Consider the following 12,536-nt stretch of genomic DNA (forward strand, 5'->3'; position numbering starts at 1 on the left):
GACCCGCTGTGTCACTCGTGCCGCGTGGTGGTCCCGGTGTGTGGCCCCGTCGGCTGTCGTCCCCCGCGCGGCGCCGATCTGCGGATCCCACGTTCGAACCCCCACCAGAAGCCGCGCTTGCGGTGGGGGACCGGCTGACCCCCGCGCGGCGTTCGGTCCCCCGCTGAACGCCATCACGGTCCCGCCCGCGTCGATCTGACCGCGCTGCGGGGGTATGCGTCACGCGCATGGCTGCGCAGAGCTACACACGAACCGCAGGGGGTGCAGCCGTCGAGCTACGCCGCGAGCCGGCCGGCCCGCGCGCGACGCAGCGTCACCACGGTGTCGACCGTGAGCAGGAGCAGCGCGATCCAGACGATGCCGAAGCCGATCCAGCGCTCGGGGGAGACGTGCTCGCCCAGGAACAGCACCGCGCACAGCAGCTGCATGATCGGCGTCGCGAACTGGATCAACCCGACGGTCACGAGCGGGATCCGGCGCGCGGCCGCGGCGAAGAGCAGCAGCGGCACCGCGGTGGCGACGCCCGCGAAGGCGAGCAGCGCGGCGTGGCCGGCGCCGTGGCGCGCGAAGTCGAGCCCGCCGCCCCACACGGCGATGCCCACCAGCACCGCCGCGGCGATCGGCGCGAGGATCGCGGTCTCCAGCGTCAGGCCCTGCAGCGCGTTCAGGTGCACACCGACCTTGTTCTTCACCAGTCCGTACAGGCCGAAGGAGAAGGCGAGGGCGAGCGCCGTCACGGGGAAGGTCCCGGCCACCACTGCGAGGTAGACGAACGCCAGGACGCCGATGCCGACCGCGACCCACTGCAGCGGCCGCAGCCGCTCGCGCAGCACGACCACGCCGAGCGCCACCGTGACCAGCGGATTCAGGAAGTAGCCGAGCGCCGCATCCGACGTGTGGCCCGACGTGACCGCCACGATGTAGACGATCCAGTTGGTGGAGATGAGCAGCGCGGCGATCGTCACCCCGGCCAGCAGCCGCGGCTGGCGCAGCACCGGCCGGATCCAGCCGAGGTCGCGCAGGATCAGCAGCGCGGCGCCGCACAGCACCAGCGTCCACAGGATCCGGTGGGCCAGGATCTCCCACGGCCCGGTGGGCTTGAGGGCGTCGAAGTACAGGGGGAACAGGCCCCAGAGCAGGTAGGCGGCGATGCCCATGGCGGTGCCGCGGGTCACCTCGGAGACGTCGCGATCGGCCACCGAATGATCCTACCTATCCGCCCGGTCGACGTCCCGGTGTCGAGGTCAGAGCTCACATCGCCGCAGCTCGTTCACCCGCAGCGAGAGTCCCTCCACCCCGAGGTAGTGCGCGTAGCCGCTGGTCGGGTCTGTTGCCCGCGACAGAGCGGTCTCGAGCTCGTCCAGCAAGGCGGCTCGGGCCTCGTCGAAAGCGCGACGCACATGGTGGTCCTCGTCGATTCCGCAGGCTCGGCCGATCAACCGAGCGCTCTCGAGGGCGCCGCAGGCCACGAGTCGAGCCATCGTGCGCACGTCGGCGCCTGCGCCGCGATCCAACAATGTGCGCACCGACTCGGGATCGATCGCTTGGTCCACGTTGACCAGCGCATCGGCCGCGACCGGGGCTCCCGCGAGTGCCAACGCCTTCGCCGCGGAGAAGGCGCCCGAGCCGAGCGCGACATCGATCGCGAGTGCGCTGCCGTGCAGGGGACCGGCGAGGGAGACGCCGGCGTCGACCAGGGATGTCACCAGGTCGGTGTCGTCCGTGGCTACGGCGTGCCGCAGTGCCGTGCGGGCGAGAACAGGTCGCTGGGGCAGCGTGCCTTCAGCCAGAGGCGTGCGCCAGTCGAGGAGCGCGCGGCGGTAGAAGGCGATTACCCTGTGCGCCAGGTCAGCGGCCAGCCCGTGCTCGACGTGGCGCTCATCCACGTACTCGAGCAGCGCCTGGCCAGTGAAGAATTCATCGACAGGTGCAAGAGGATCCTCGGCTAGGTGCAGGGCTGCGAATGCCGCCTCGACGGTGCTCGCCACGGTAGCCACCGCGTCCTCGTGCAAGCGGTGGCGCCACGCGGGCGGTAGGGCCTCCTGCCAGGCGATGACTCCTCCGCGCGCAGGATGGTCGGGAGCGACGATGGCGTACACGCGCGCGTAGTAATTGCTGCCCCCGAAGGGAAGGAAGTCGAGGAGGGTGCCGGACTGTTGTGCCTCCGTCACTTCGTAGGTGATTTCCAGCTCGTGATCGATCCAGCCCTGCAAGTCGTAGTAGCCGTCGCTGCCGTTGTAGAACAGTTCACTCCACGCGAAGGACTCGGCGTTGCCCGCCATCGTGAGTGGGAGGTCGTAGTCGAGTCGGCCACCGGCTGTCGTACGCCAGAGCGCCCGCAATCCGTCCGGAAGGGGACCGGCGCACACGGACTGCACGACTTCGAGCTCGCGATCCGTCATCGGCGGCCGGGCGTCGAAGATGACGCGTCCCTCGAACAGCACGATTCCGTGCGCGCGCAGGTCTGCTTGTTCCCCAGGGGAGAAGACGACGTCGCCTTCCATCGGCGCACTCCTTCGGTCGGTACTTGCGCATGCTAGTAGCCAGGCGAGCGCCGGGTGCGGGACCGCCGTACGGCGTCCACGTAGAATCAACACCCGTGACGCTGCGCCTTTACGACTCCCTGACCCGCGAGGTCCGTGACTTCGTGCCCCTCGTGGACGGTAAGGCGGGCATCTACCTCTGCGGCGCGACGGTCCAGGGCGTTCCCCACATCGGCCACATCCGCAGCGGCGTGGCCTTCGACGTGCTGCGTCGCTGGCTGATCGCGAAGGGCCTCGACGTGGCCTTCGTGCGGAACGTGACCGACATCGACGACAAGATCCTGCGCAAGGCAGCCGAGGCCGGTCGGCCCTGGTGGGAGTGGGCCGCGACGCACGAGCGCGAGTTCACCCGCGCCTACGACGCCCTGGGCGTGCTGCCCCCGTCGGCGGAGCCGCGGGCCACCGGGTTCATCACCCAGATGGTCACGTACATGGAACGGATGATCGAGCGCGGCCACGCCTACGCCGCGCCGTCGGGCACGGGCAACGACGTGTACTTCTCCGTCCGCAGCCTCCCGACCTACGGCGAGCTCAGCCGGCAGAAGGTCGACGACGTGCAGCAGGGCGAGACCCTCGCCGAGGGCAAGCGCGACCCGCTGGACTTCACGCTGTGGAAGGCCGCGAAGCCGGGCGAGCCCAGCTGGCCCTCCCCGTGGGGCGACGGCCGGCCGGGCTGGCACCTCGAGTGCTCCGCCATGGCGACGAGCTACCTGGGCGCGCAGTTCGACATCCACTGCGGCGGCATGGACCTCGTCTTCCCGCACCACGAGAACGAGATCGCGCAGGCGCACGGCGCGGGCGATCCGTTCGCGAACTACTGGCTGCACAACGGCTGGGTCACCATGTCGGGCGAGAAGATGAGCAAGTCGCTCGGCAACGTCGTCTCGATCCCCAACCTGCTCACGCAGTACCGCGCCGTCGAGCTGCGCTACTACCTCGGCTCGGCGCACTACCGGTCGATGCAGGAGTACTCGGCGGGCGCGCTGGACGAGGCGGTCACGGCCTACGGCCGGATCGAGGCGTTCGTGCGGCGCACCGTCGAACGGGCGGGGGAGGTGGCAGTCGGCGAGTGGACCGACGGTTTCGCCGCCGCGCTCGACGACGATCTGGGCGTACCGTCGGCACTGGCGGAGGTCCACGGCACCGTGCGGGCCGGGAACGCGGCGCTCGAGTCGGGGAGCCTCGACGAGGCGCGGCGGCTCGCGGGCGCGGTGCGGGCCATGACGGCGATCCTCGGCGTCGATCCGCTGGACCCGCACTGGGTCACGGAGAACGCCGGCGACGGCCACGCCATGGACGCCCTCGGCGTGCTGGTGCAGGCCGAGCTCGAGCGGCGCGCTGCCGCCCGGGCGGAGAAGAACTGGGCGGAGGCCGACGCGTCGCGCGACCGGCTGCACGCCGCGGGTATCGAGGTGACCGACGGTGCCGACGGCTCCGCCTGGACCCTGAAGACGAACAAGTAGGAGACGGACTGATGGCAGGCAATTCGCAGCGCCGCGGCGCGGTCCGCAAGGCGGGCACCAAGAAGGGGCAGGTCCAGGGCTCCGGCGGCGTCCGTCGCCGCGGGCTCGAGGGGCGCGGCGCGACGCCGGCCGCCAAGGACCGCCCGTACCACCCCGCGCACAAGAAGGCGCGGGCCGCGGCGAAGGCGTCCACCACGCCGCAGCGCCGTCCGAAGGTCGCCGGCCGCGCCGCCGACGACGGCCCCGAGTACGTCCTCGGCCGCAACCCCGTCGTCGAGTGCCTCCGCGCGGGCGTCCCCGCGTCGGCGCTGTACGTCGCGATCGGCTCGCAGAACGACGAGCGGCTCACCGAGTCCGTGCAGATCGCGGCCGATACGGGCATCGCGATCCTCGAGGTGCAGAAGGGCGAGCTGGACCGGCTCAGCGACAACGGCCTGCACCAGGGCGTCGCCCTGCAGGTGCCGCCGTACCAGTACGCGCACCCGGAGGACCTCCTCGCCCGGGCGCAGGATCGCGGCGAGGCACCGCTCATCGTCGCGCTCGACAACATCACCGACCCCCGCAACCTGGGCGCCGTGATCCGGTCGACGGCCGCGTTCGGCGGGCACGGCGTGGTCATCCCGGGTCGACGGTCCGCGGCCGTCACCGCCGTCACCTGGCGCACCTCCGCGGGCGCGGCGGCCCGGCTGCCCGTCGCGCAGGCGCCCAACCTCAACCGTGCGCTCGCCGATTACGCGGCCGCAGGCCTGCAGGTCGTCGGGCTCGACGCGGGCGGCGACGTGGACCTCGACGACTACCGCGCCGACACCGGCGTGGTCGTGGTCGTCGGCTCCGAGGGCAAGGGCCTCTCGCGCCTGGTGCGCGAGAACTGCGATTCGATCCTGTCGATCCCGATCGCGTCGTCGGTCGAGTCGCTCAACGCCTCGGTCGCCGCGGGCGTCGTCCTGGCCGAGTTCGCGCGACAGCGTCGTCAGTAAAGATCATCTGCGTTAGCCTGAACGAATGACCTCACTCGAGGAGCGGCAGGAGAGCCGGCGCCGACAGATGCTCGACGCCGGCATCGCGCTCCTCGGCGGCCCGGAGGCAGGGGCGCTCGGTGTCCGCGCCGTGTGCCGCTCCACCGGGATCACCGAGCGCTACTTCTACGAGGCATTCGGCACGCGCGACGGCTTCGCGCACGCCGTCTACGACGACGTCAGCGGCCGCGCACAGGACGCGTTGGTCCGCGGCGTCCGCGATGCCTACGCCGCTGCACCGGACGGCGAGGCCGTGTCCCCGGTCACGGTCGCCGAGGGCTCGGTCACCACCTTCGTCGAGTTCGTCGTCGACAGGCCGGACGTCGGGCGGGTGCTCCTGCTCGGCCCCTACCGCGAGCCCTCGCTCGCCGAGCGCGGCCTCGGCAGCATGCCGGGATTCTTCGACGTGGTCGCGGGCGCGCTGCCCTCCTCCGTGGACGGAACGACCCGGCGTCTCGTCGCGATGGGTCTCGTCGGCGCGCTGACCACGCTGTTCACCGAGTTCATCGCCGGGCGGCTCGACGTCACGCGGGAGCGGCTCGTCGACCACTGCGTCCGCCTCGTCGCCACCGCGCCGAAGCGGTTCGCGGACTGAGGCGCTAGGCGAACCGCGCGATCGTCACCCCGGCACCGTCGAGCACGGTGCGCAGGCGTCGCGCGACGGCGACGGCCGACGGGTTGTCGCCGTGCACGCACACGGAATCGGGGGTGAGCTGCACCTCGGTGCCGTCGATCGCCTCGACGGTGCCGTCGCCGACCATGCGCAGCACCCGCGCGGCGATCTCGTCGGGGTCGTGCAGCACCGAGCCCTCCCGCGAGCGCGGGACGAGCGCACCGTCGGGCAGGTAGGCGCGGTCGGCGAAGGCCTCCCGCACGGTGCGCAGCCCGCGCTCGGCGGCGATGCGGAGGAAGGCGGAGCCGGGGAGGCCGAGGACCGGGAGCTCGGGCGCGGCCGCGAGCACGCCCTCCACGACGGCCTCCGCCTGCACGGAATCGGCGACGATCCGGTTGTAGAGCGCGCCGTGCGGCTTGACGTAGTCGACGGTGCCGCCCACGCTCCGCGCGATCGCCTGCAGGGCGCCGATCTGGTAGATCACGTCGGCGGTGAGGTCGGCGGCGGGAACGTCCATGGACCGGCGGCCGAAGCCGCGCAGGTCCGCGTAGCCCACCTGGGCGCCGATCGCCACGCCCTTGGCCACCGCCGCGGCGCAGGTCTCCCGCAGCGTCGTGGGGTCGCCGGCGTGGAAGCCGCACGCGACGTTGGCCGATGTCACCACGTCGAGCAGCGCGGCGTCGTCGCCGAGGCGCCAGGCGCCGAAGGACTCGCCGCAGTCGGCGTTGAGGTCGATTCTCACGACCTCGACGGTAGCGCGTGCTGGCAGTCGTGCGCGGGCGCGTCGACGGGCGCGACGGTGCCGCGGCGGCCGCGCTGCCCGAGCAGGCGGCAGACCAGGTAGATCACGAAGGAGATCGACGTGACGAACACCGACACCGGCAGCGCGGGGGCCAGCGACAGGATGATGCCGCCGACGGCGGAGACCAGTGCGAAGATCAGCGAGAGCACCGTCGCCTTGCCGGGCGAGCTGGTGACCCGTGCGGCCGCGGCGGCGGGCGTGATGAGCAGGCTCATCACCAGCAGCGCCCCGACGATCTGCACGCCCTGCGCGGCGGCGGCGCCCACGAGCATCGCGAAGACCACCGACAGCGTCTTGACCGGGACGCCGTGCGCGGCGGCCACGTCGGGATCGGTCGAGAGGAACAGCAGCGGCCGGTAGATGAACGCGAGGATCAGCAGCACCACGACGGTGGTGATCGCCATCAGCGTCACCCCGCTCATCCCGACGGCCACGATCTGCCCGGTGAGCAGCGCGAACGCGGTGCCCTGCCGGCCCTCGTGCAGCGCCAGGAACAGCACCGACAGGCCCAGGCCGAAGGCCATGATCACGCCGATCACCGAGTCCCGCTCACGCGCGTAGACGCCGAGCAGGCCGAACAGCAGGCCCGCGACGAGCGCGCCCAGCAGCGCGCCCGAACCCACGCTCCAGCCCATGAGCAGGGCGAAGGCGGCGCCGGTGAGCGACAGCTCGGAGGTGCCGTGCACGCTGAAGGCCATCTGCCGCGAGACGATGAGCGGGCCCATCACCCCGGCCAGCACGCCGAGCAGCGCCGCCGCGAGCAGCGCCTGCTGCACGAAGGGCTGCTGCAGCAGCTCCCAGGTGAGCGAGAAGTTCGTCAGGTTCTCGAGCCGGTCCATCAGTGATCCCCTCCCACCACGACCAGCCGATCGCGCACGTGCAGCACGTCGACGGGGGTGCGGTACAGCCGCGTCAGCCGCTCGGAGGTCATCACCTCGGCGGTCGGCCCCACCTCGAACCGCCCGTCCACCAGGTAGAGGACGCGGTCGCAGTAGGGGAGCACCGGGTTGATCTCGTGCGTCACGAACAGCACGGCGGTGTCGTGCTCGCGGCGGCGGCGCTCGATGAGCGAGACGGCCAGCTGCTGATTGCCCGGGTCGAGGGAGAGCAGCGGCTCGTCGCAGAGCAGGATCGTCGGGTCCGAGGCCAGGGCCTGCGCCACCCGCAGCCGCTGCTGCTCGCCGCCGGAGAGCGAGCCGATGGGCGCCTCGGCGAAGGCCTCGGCGTCGACCTGCCGGAGCGCCTCGTCGACGGCGGACCGTCGGGCGGCACGGTTCCGCAGGCCGAGACCCCAGGCGGCACCGTCGAAGCCCAGGCCCACGAGGTCGCGCCCGCGCAGGGGCACGGCCCCGTCGAGCGCGCGCTGCTGCGGGATGTAGCCGATCCGGCCGTTCACCTCGACCGATCCGGCGGAGAGGTGGCTCTGGCCGAGCAGGATGCGCAGCAGCGAGGTCTTGCCGGCGCCGTTCGGGCCGAGCACGGCGACGAACTCGCCGGGCGCGATGTCCAGGTCGAGACCGTCCCAGAGGGTGCGGTCCCCGTAGCGCAGCCCGGCGTCCCGCAGGCGGATCACCGGGTCCGACGGTGCGCTCACGGGCGCGGCGCGAGCGCGTCGGAGAGCGCCTTGACGTTGCTCGCCTGCCACGCGATGTAGTCATCGACGCCCGCGGGCAGCGACTCGGTGACCTTGACGACGGGCACGCCCGCGGTTTCGGCGGTCTTCGCCAGCGCGGCGGTGACGGGGCTCTCGGTCTGCGCGTTGAGCACGACGGCCCGCACCTGCTTGCCGCTGACCAGCGCGTTCGCGGCGGCGATGTCGGCGGGCGCCGGGTCGGTGCCCGACTCGATGGCCGCGGTATAGCGGGCGGGCGCGGCGTCGGTCAGGCCGGCGAGCGCCAGCAGGTAGCCGGCGACGGGTTCGGTCGCCGCGATCTTGGCGCCGGGGTTGGCACGACCGATGGCGCGGGCCTGGCCGATGACGGTGTCGAGCTTCGTGGAGAAGGCCGCGGCGCGGCTCTCGTAGCCCTCGCGGTGCGCGGCGTCCTTCTCGGCCAGCGCCTTCGCGACGGCCGTCGCGACCTTCTGCATGGTGGGCAGGTCGTAGAAGACGTGCTCGTTCTCGCCCTTCGGGTCCTGCAGCGAGACCGCGTCGACCTTCGCGGCGGCGGCGCCCTCGGCGGCCTGCTCGATGTAGGCGTCGTAGTGGCCGCCGTTGTAGACGAGCACCGCGGCCTTCTTGACCTTGAGGGTGTCCTGCGCGGAGGGCTCGAACTCGTGCGGGTCGCCCGTCGGGTTCGCGAACAGCGAGGTCACCGTGGCGTCGCCGCCCGCGACGGCCTGCGCGACCGCGCCGTAGACGTCGGTCGACGCCACCACGGCGGGCTTGCCGTCGCCGGCGTCCGAGGAGGACGTCCCGCACGCGGTGAGCGCGAGGGCCGCGACGGCGACGGCGCCGGCGACCCGGGTGAGACGAAGGCGGTTGCGCACGGGCGGGCTCCTCTGACAGCAATGGGAATCGTTGTCATTTAGAGTAGCGGCGACGCGGTTGCACTGTCGAATAGGCGGATGCGCATGTATCAGCGCATCCGCTGCGGTCAGGCCCCGGCTGTTCCGGCGGCCTCGGCCTGCGCGGTCGCGGTGGCCTCCTCGGCGATGGCGCCGAACTGCGCGCCCATGGCGGCGGACAGGGCCTGCGCGGCGGAGAGCGGGCGGACCATCACCATGAAGTCGTCGATCTTGCCCTCGGCGTTGACGTGGATGAAGTCGCAGCCGGTGATCTTCTTGCCGTCGACGGCGGCCTCGAAGACGAGCGCGTGGTCGTCGCCGTCGTTGATCTCGCGGACGTAGCGGAAGTCCTCGAAGACGCGCAGCACGCCGCGCAGGATCGCCGCGGTGATGTGCCGGCCCTCGTAGGGCTTGAAGGCGACCGGGCTGGTGAAGGTCACGTCGTCGGCGAGCAGGCCGTCGAAGGCCCCGCCGTCGCGGGCCTCGACGGCGGCACGGAACCCACGCATGGCAACTCCTAGTAAATTTGTTGAGTAGGTAACCACGAGTATAGGCAACTAATTGACTAGAATGGAAGGCATGGCGCTGCGGCACGCGATCTCCTCGACCCTGCTGGTGTTGGGGGAGGCCTCCGGGTACGACCTCTCCAAGGAGTTCGACGGTGCCCGCGCCAACTTCTGGGTGGCTACGCCGCAGCAGCTCTACCGGGAGCTCGAGCGCATGGAGTCCGACGGGGTGATCGTCGCGCGGATCGTCGAGCAGGAGAAGCGGCCGAACAAGCGCGTCTTCCGGCTCACCGACGCCGGCTGCGCCGAGCTCGCCGCCTTCACCGCGACCACCCCGCGCGCCACCGCGATCCGCGACGAGTTGATGGTGCGGGTACAGGCCGTCGAGGTCGGTGATCCGGCCGCGGTGTGCGACGCCGTGGCCGCGCTCCGTGACGCCGCCGCGGCCAAGCTCGCCTATTACGAGCGGATCGAGCGCACCTGGCTCGGCGACCGCGGCCGCGCCGAGCTCCTCGCCGACGTGCACCTCGGCGGCCCGTATCTCACGCTGCTGCGCGGGCTGTCCTTCGAGCGGGAGAACGTCGCGTGGGCAGAGCTGGCGCTGCCGGTGCTGCGTGCCCGGATCGCCTGACGCGCAGTGACGCGGTGCTCGGCATTTTCCGGTTTCAGCGGAAAAGTTAATCACCGTTCCTTAGGATGCCTGCAGGACCAACCCGTGTAGGGGTGTGAATGCGATGCGCATCCCGCGCCGGATCGCCCGGGACCTGCGGGAATGCGGAGGATGCATGAGGACCACCGGTGTGAGGGCCTCGGCCCTGCTGCGTTGCCTGCTGGCCGGCCTGCTCGTGGCCGTGGGGGTGGCGGGCGCGCCGGGCGTGGCGCAGGCCGACCCGTCGTACTTCCCCGCGACCGGCCGATGGGAGAAGGCGGTCCCGCGTGCGGACTGCCGCGAGGGCGACCGCGTCGAAACGGGGATCCAGGGCGACGTCCCGCTCGAGGACCGCAAGAACCGGCGCAGCACCAAGGGCTACAACTGCAACATCGACCTCGTCGGCCAGTACCAGGGCGACGGTGCTGGCATCGTCAGCCCGAGCTACAAGAACTGCTCGTACATCTCCACGACCTTCCCGACGAACTTCGCCGGCGGCCGCGGCCCCGGCGTGCGGGTCGTCGACAACTCCGACCCGAAGAACCCGAAGCAGACGGCGGTCCTCAACGAGCTCGGCATGGTCACCGGGACGTGGGAGTCGCTCAAGGTCAACGCGAAACGCGGACTCCTGATCGGCACCTCCGTCCCGTTCCTGACGGGATTCGGATACATCGCGATCTACGACGTCGCGACAGACTGCGCCCGGCCGCGGCTGCTCAACCCGGGCCCCGGTTCGAACCTGGCGATGCCGATCCCGATCACCACCCACGAGGGCGACTTCTCGCCCGACGGGCGGACGTATTGGGCGTCCGGGCCGATCGCGGGGCATCTCAGCGCCGTCGACATCACCGACCCCGCCAATCCGATGGTCGTCTGGTCGGGCATCACGGGGATCGAGGGGCACGGCATCGGCTTCTCGCCCGACGGTCGGCAGCTGTACGCCTCCACGCTCGCCGGCATCACCGTCATCGACGTCTCGGCGATCCAGGACCGCAAGCCGCGCACGGTCGTGACCGCGCCGGTGCCGCACGTGGGTCGCAAGTTCTGGCTCGACGGGAACATCACGCAGCACAGCATCTACGTCACCTACGGCGGCAAGCCCCACGTCTACGTGGTCGACGAGGCCGGATCGGGCGGCGTGAAGCTGCTCGCTCTCACCGATCTCAAGGACCTCAAGCTCCGCAATCAGATCAAGCTCGAGATCAACCTGCCGAAGAACGCGACGAAGTGGGCGTCCAGCGCCACGTCGAACGGCGTCTTCGGCTACGACGCGCACTACTGCTCCGTCGACCGGCCGGAGCAGCCGACGGCCATGGCGTGCGGCTGGATCCAGTCCGGGATCCGCGTCTTCGACATCCGCGACCCCGACCGGATCCGCGAGATCGCCTACTTCAATCCGCCGGCGCAGACGGGGAAGAACCTGCAGCTGCCGAACTCGACGCACGCCCTGCTCGGCTCGATCATCGCGCCGCCGATCATGGGCACGCTGTCGATCGCGCGGTCGATCCTGCAGGGGCAGGCCCCGGTCAACGGGATCATCAACGATCAGAGCAGGCTCCTGGGCGCGGATCTCTCGGCCGACTGGTGCATGTCGCCGCCGGAGTTCCGCGGCAACGAACTCATGGTCAGCTGCATGGACAACGGCTTCCTGCGGCTGCGCATCGACCCGAAGGTGTACTCGCCACGATGACGGGATTCACGGAACGGCGGTCCGTGCGCGCGGCCGCCGCAGTGCTGGCGATCGCCCTGGCGGTCGCGATCGGCGTCCTGATCGGGAGGGGCGCCCAGCCGGCGGAGCCCGAGCAGCAGCCGGGCGGGCCGCAGCGGCTCAGCGCCGCCGACATCGGCTTCGCGCAGGACATGATCGCGCACCACCAGCAGGCGCTGCAGATGGTCGAGTTGCTGGGGCCCGACCTCAGCGCGGACGTGCGGGGCATCGCGACGCAGATCCAGCTCTCGCAGAGCAGGGAGATCGGCGTGCTCATGGGCTGGCTCGAGGTGCTGGGGGAGCCGCTGCAGAACCCGAACCCGATGGCCTGGATGACGGACGAGTCCGCGGCACCGTCGACGGGCGCGACGACGAGCGCGGCGGCGGGTGGCCACGGCGGCCACGCGATGCCCGCCGCGACGTCGAGCTCGGCGTCGGCCGCGCCGACGACGCAGCACGCCATGCCCGGGATGGCGACGAGCGAGGAGCTCACGGCGCTGACCACCGCGTCGGGTGTGCAACAGGAGGTTCGGTTCCTGCAGCTGATGCTCCGCCACCACCAGGGCGGCGTCGACATGGCGGGGTACGCGCAACGCGGCGGTGACGCGCCGGCGGTCCGCCAGCGCGCCACTGCCATGGCCAAGGGGCAGTCCGACGAGATCAGCATGATGCTGGTCCAGCTCACCGCGCGGAACGCGACCTCGCTGCCCTACCCCTGACGCCGGCCGAGC

The 12,536-nt window shown here is 71.4% G+C and carries 13 protein-coding genes; 6 read left to right on the forward strand and 7 right to left on the reverse strand.

The features are described 5' to 3' along the window. Window positions 1-275: 275 nt before the first annotated feature. Both rarD and WFK95_RS02690 read right to left on the reverse strand, forming a co-directional pair. Window positions 276-1,199: an EamA family transporter RarD gene (gene rarD, locus WFK95_RS02685; protein ID WP_336669805.1), complete on the reverse strand. Its 924-nt coding sequence runs from the start codon at window positions 1,197-1,199 to the stop codon at window positions 276-278. 45 nt (window positions 1,200-1,244) lie between these two features. After that, the gene (locus tag WFK95_RS02690; protein ID WP_336669806.1) at window positions 1,245-2,504 is read right to left on the reverse strand and encodes a hypothetical protein; all 1,260 of its coding nucleotides are present in this window, start codon (window positions 2,502-2,504) and stop codon (window positions 1,245-1,247) included. Between the two features lie 95 nt (window positions 2,505-2,599). On the opposite strand from WFK95_RS02690, the gene cysS reads away from it, so the two are divergent. Genes cysS through WFK95_RS02705 form a run of 3 tightly spaced genes read left to right on the forward strand, consistent with a single transcriptional unit; the run spans window position 2,600 to window position 5,617 of the window. Continuing rightward, entirely contained in the window at window positions 2,600-4,006 is a 1,407-nt protein-coding gene (cysS, locus tag WFK95_RS02695; protein ID WP_336669807.1) for a cysteine--tRNA ligase, read from the forward strand. Between the two features lie 11 nt (window positions 4,007-4,017). Next, window positions 4,018-4,983 carry a 23S rRNA (guanosine(2251)-2'-O)-methyltransferase RlmB gene (rlmB, locus tag WFK95_RS02700; protein ID WP_224645992.1) on the forward strand — a complete coding sequence of 322 codons (966 nt, stop codon included), beginning with the start codon at window positions 4,018-4,020 and terminating at the stop codon, window positions 4,981-4,983. A 25-nt stretch (window positions 4,984-5,008) separates the two neighbouring features. Further along, window positions 5,009-5,617 carry a TetR/AcrR family transcriptional regulator gene (locus WFK95_RS02705; protein WP_224645993.1) on the forward strand — a complete coding sequence of 203 codons (609 nt, stop codon included), beginning with the start codon at window positions 5,009-5,011 and terminating at the stop codon, window positions 5,615-5,617. A gap of 4 nt (window positions 5,618-5,621) precedes the next feature. On the opposite strand, the gene WFK95_RS02710 is transcribed toward WFK95_RS02705, so the two are convergent. The 5 genes from WFK95_RS02710 to WFK95_RS02730 all read right to left on the reverse strand — a co-directional run bounded on the left by WFK95_RS02710 (window position 5,622) and on the right by WFK95_RS02730 (window position 9,451). Next, complete coding sequence (locus WFK95_RS02710) at window positions 5,622-6,377, reverse strand: LamB/YcsF family protein (RefSeq protein WP_336669808.1); 756 nt, start codon at window positions 6,375-6,377, stop codon at window positions 5,622-5,624. Next, entirely contained in the window at window positions 6,374-7,276 is a 903-nt protein-coding gene (locus WFK95_RS02715; protein ID WP_224645995.1) for a metal ABC transporter permease, read from the reverse strand. The genes WFK95_RS02710 and WFK95_RS02715 overlap by 4 nt, the downstream gene beginning before the upstream one ends. Then, window positions 7,276-8,031 (reverse strand): metal ABC transporter ATP-binding protein, encoded by a 756-nt coding sequence (locus WFK95_RS02720; RefSeq protein ID WP_224645996.1) that lies wholly within the window; start codon window positions 8,029-8,031, stop codon window positions 7,276-7,278. The genes WFK95_RS02715 and WFK95_RS02720 overlap by 1 nt, the downstream gene beginning before the upstream one ends. After that, window positions 8,028-8,924: a metal ABC transporter solute-binding protein, Zn/Mn family gene (locus WFK95_RS02725; protein ID WP_336669809.1), complete on the reverse strand. Its 897-nt coding sequence runs from the start codon at window positions 8,922-8,924 to the stop codon at window positions 8,028-8,030. The genes WFK95_RS02720 and WFK95_RS02725 overlap by 4 nt, the downstream gene beginning before the upstream one ends. Window positions 8,925-9,031: 107 nt before the next feature. Continuing rightward, window positions 9,032-9,451: a nuclear transport factor 2 family protein gene (locus WFK95_RS02730; protein WP_336669810.1), complete on the reverse strand. Its 420-nt coding sequence runs from the start codon at window positions 9,449-9,451 to the stop codon at window positions 9,032-9,034. 70 nt (window positions 9,452-9,521) lie between these two features. Between WFK95_RS02730 and WFK95_RS02735 the strand changes: the two genes are divergently transcribed. The 3 genes from WFK95_RS02735 to WFK95_RS02745 all read left to right on the forward strand — a co-directional run bounded on the left by WFK95_RS02735 (window position 9,522) and on the right by WFK95_RS02745 (window position 12,524). After that, a complete protein-coding gene (locus WFK95_RS02735) occupies window positions 9,522-10,079 on the forward strand; it encodes a PadR family transcriptional regulator (RefSeq protein ID WP_336669811.1) in 558 nt (185 codons plus the stop codon). A gap of 154 nt (window positions 10,080-10,233) precedes the next feature. Beyond that, window positions 10,234-11,787, forward strand: a complete 1,554-nt coding sequence (locus WFK95_RS02740) for an LVIVD repeat-containing protein (RefSeq protein ID WP_255603045.1) — start codon at window positions 10,234-10,236, stop codon at window positions 11,785-11,787. Beyond that, the gene (locus WFK95_RS02745; protein ID WP_336669812.1) at window positions 11,784-12,524 is read left to right on the forward strand and encodes a DUF305 domain-containing protein; all 741 of its coding nucleotides are present in this window, start codon (window positions 11,784-11,786) and stop codon (window positions 12,522-12,524) included. The genes WFK95_RS02740 and WFK95_RS02745 overlap by 4 nt, the downstream gene beginning before the upstream one ends. Window positions 12,525-12,536: the final 12 nt, after the last annotated feature.

This window comes from Tsukamurella sp. USMM236, assembly GCF_037148755.1.
Lineage (GTDB): Bacteria > Actinomycetota > Actinomycetes > Mycobacteriales > Mycobacteriaceae > Tsukamurella.

Excerpts from the sequence above, each read along its gene's own strand:
- WFK95_RS02690 (WP_336669806.1), bottom strand. The coding sequence starts at position 2,504 with ATGGAAGGCGACGTCGTCTTCTCCCCTGGGGAACAAGCAGACCTGCGC.
- rlmB (WP_224645992.1), top strand. The coding sequence starts at position 4,018 with ATGGCAGGCAATTCGCAGCGCCGCGGCGCGGTCCGCAAGGCGGGCACC.
- WFK95_RS02705 (WP_224645993.1), top strand. The coding sequence starts at position 5,009 with ATGACCTCACTCGAGGAGCGGCAGGAGAGCCGGCGCCGACAGATGCTC.
- WFK95_RS02715 (WP_224645995.1), bottom strand. The coding sequence starts at position 7,276 with ATGGACCGGCTCGAGAACCTGACGAACTTCTCGCTCACCTGGGAGCTG.
- WFK95_RS02730 (WP_336669810.1), bottom strand. The coding sequence starts at position 9,451 with ATGCGTGGGTTCCGTGCCGCCGTCGAGGCCCGCGACGGCGGGGCCTTC.
- WFK95_RS02735 (WP_336669811.1), top strand. The coding sequence starts at position 9,522 with ATGGCGCTGCGGCACGCGATCTCCTCGACCCTGCTGGTGTTGGGGGAG.
- WFK95_RS02740 (WP_255603045.1), top strand. The coding sequence starts at position 10,234 with ATGAGGACCACCGGTGTGAGGGCCTCGGCCCTGCTGCGTTGCCTGCTG.
- WFK95_RS02745 (WP_336669812.1), top strand. The coding sequence starts at position 11,784 with ATGACGGGATTCACGGAACGGCGGTCCGTGCGCGCGGCCGCCGCAGTG.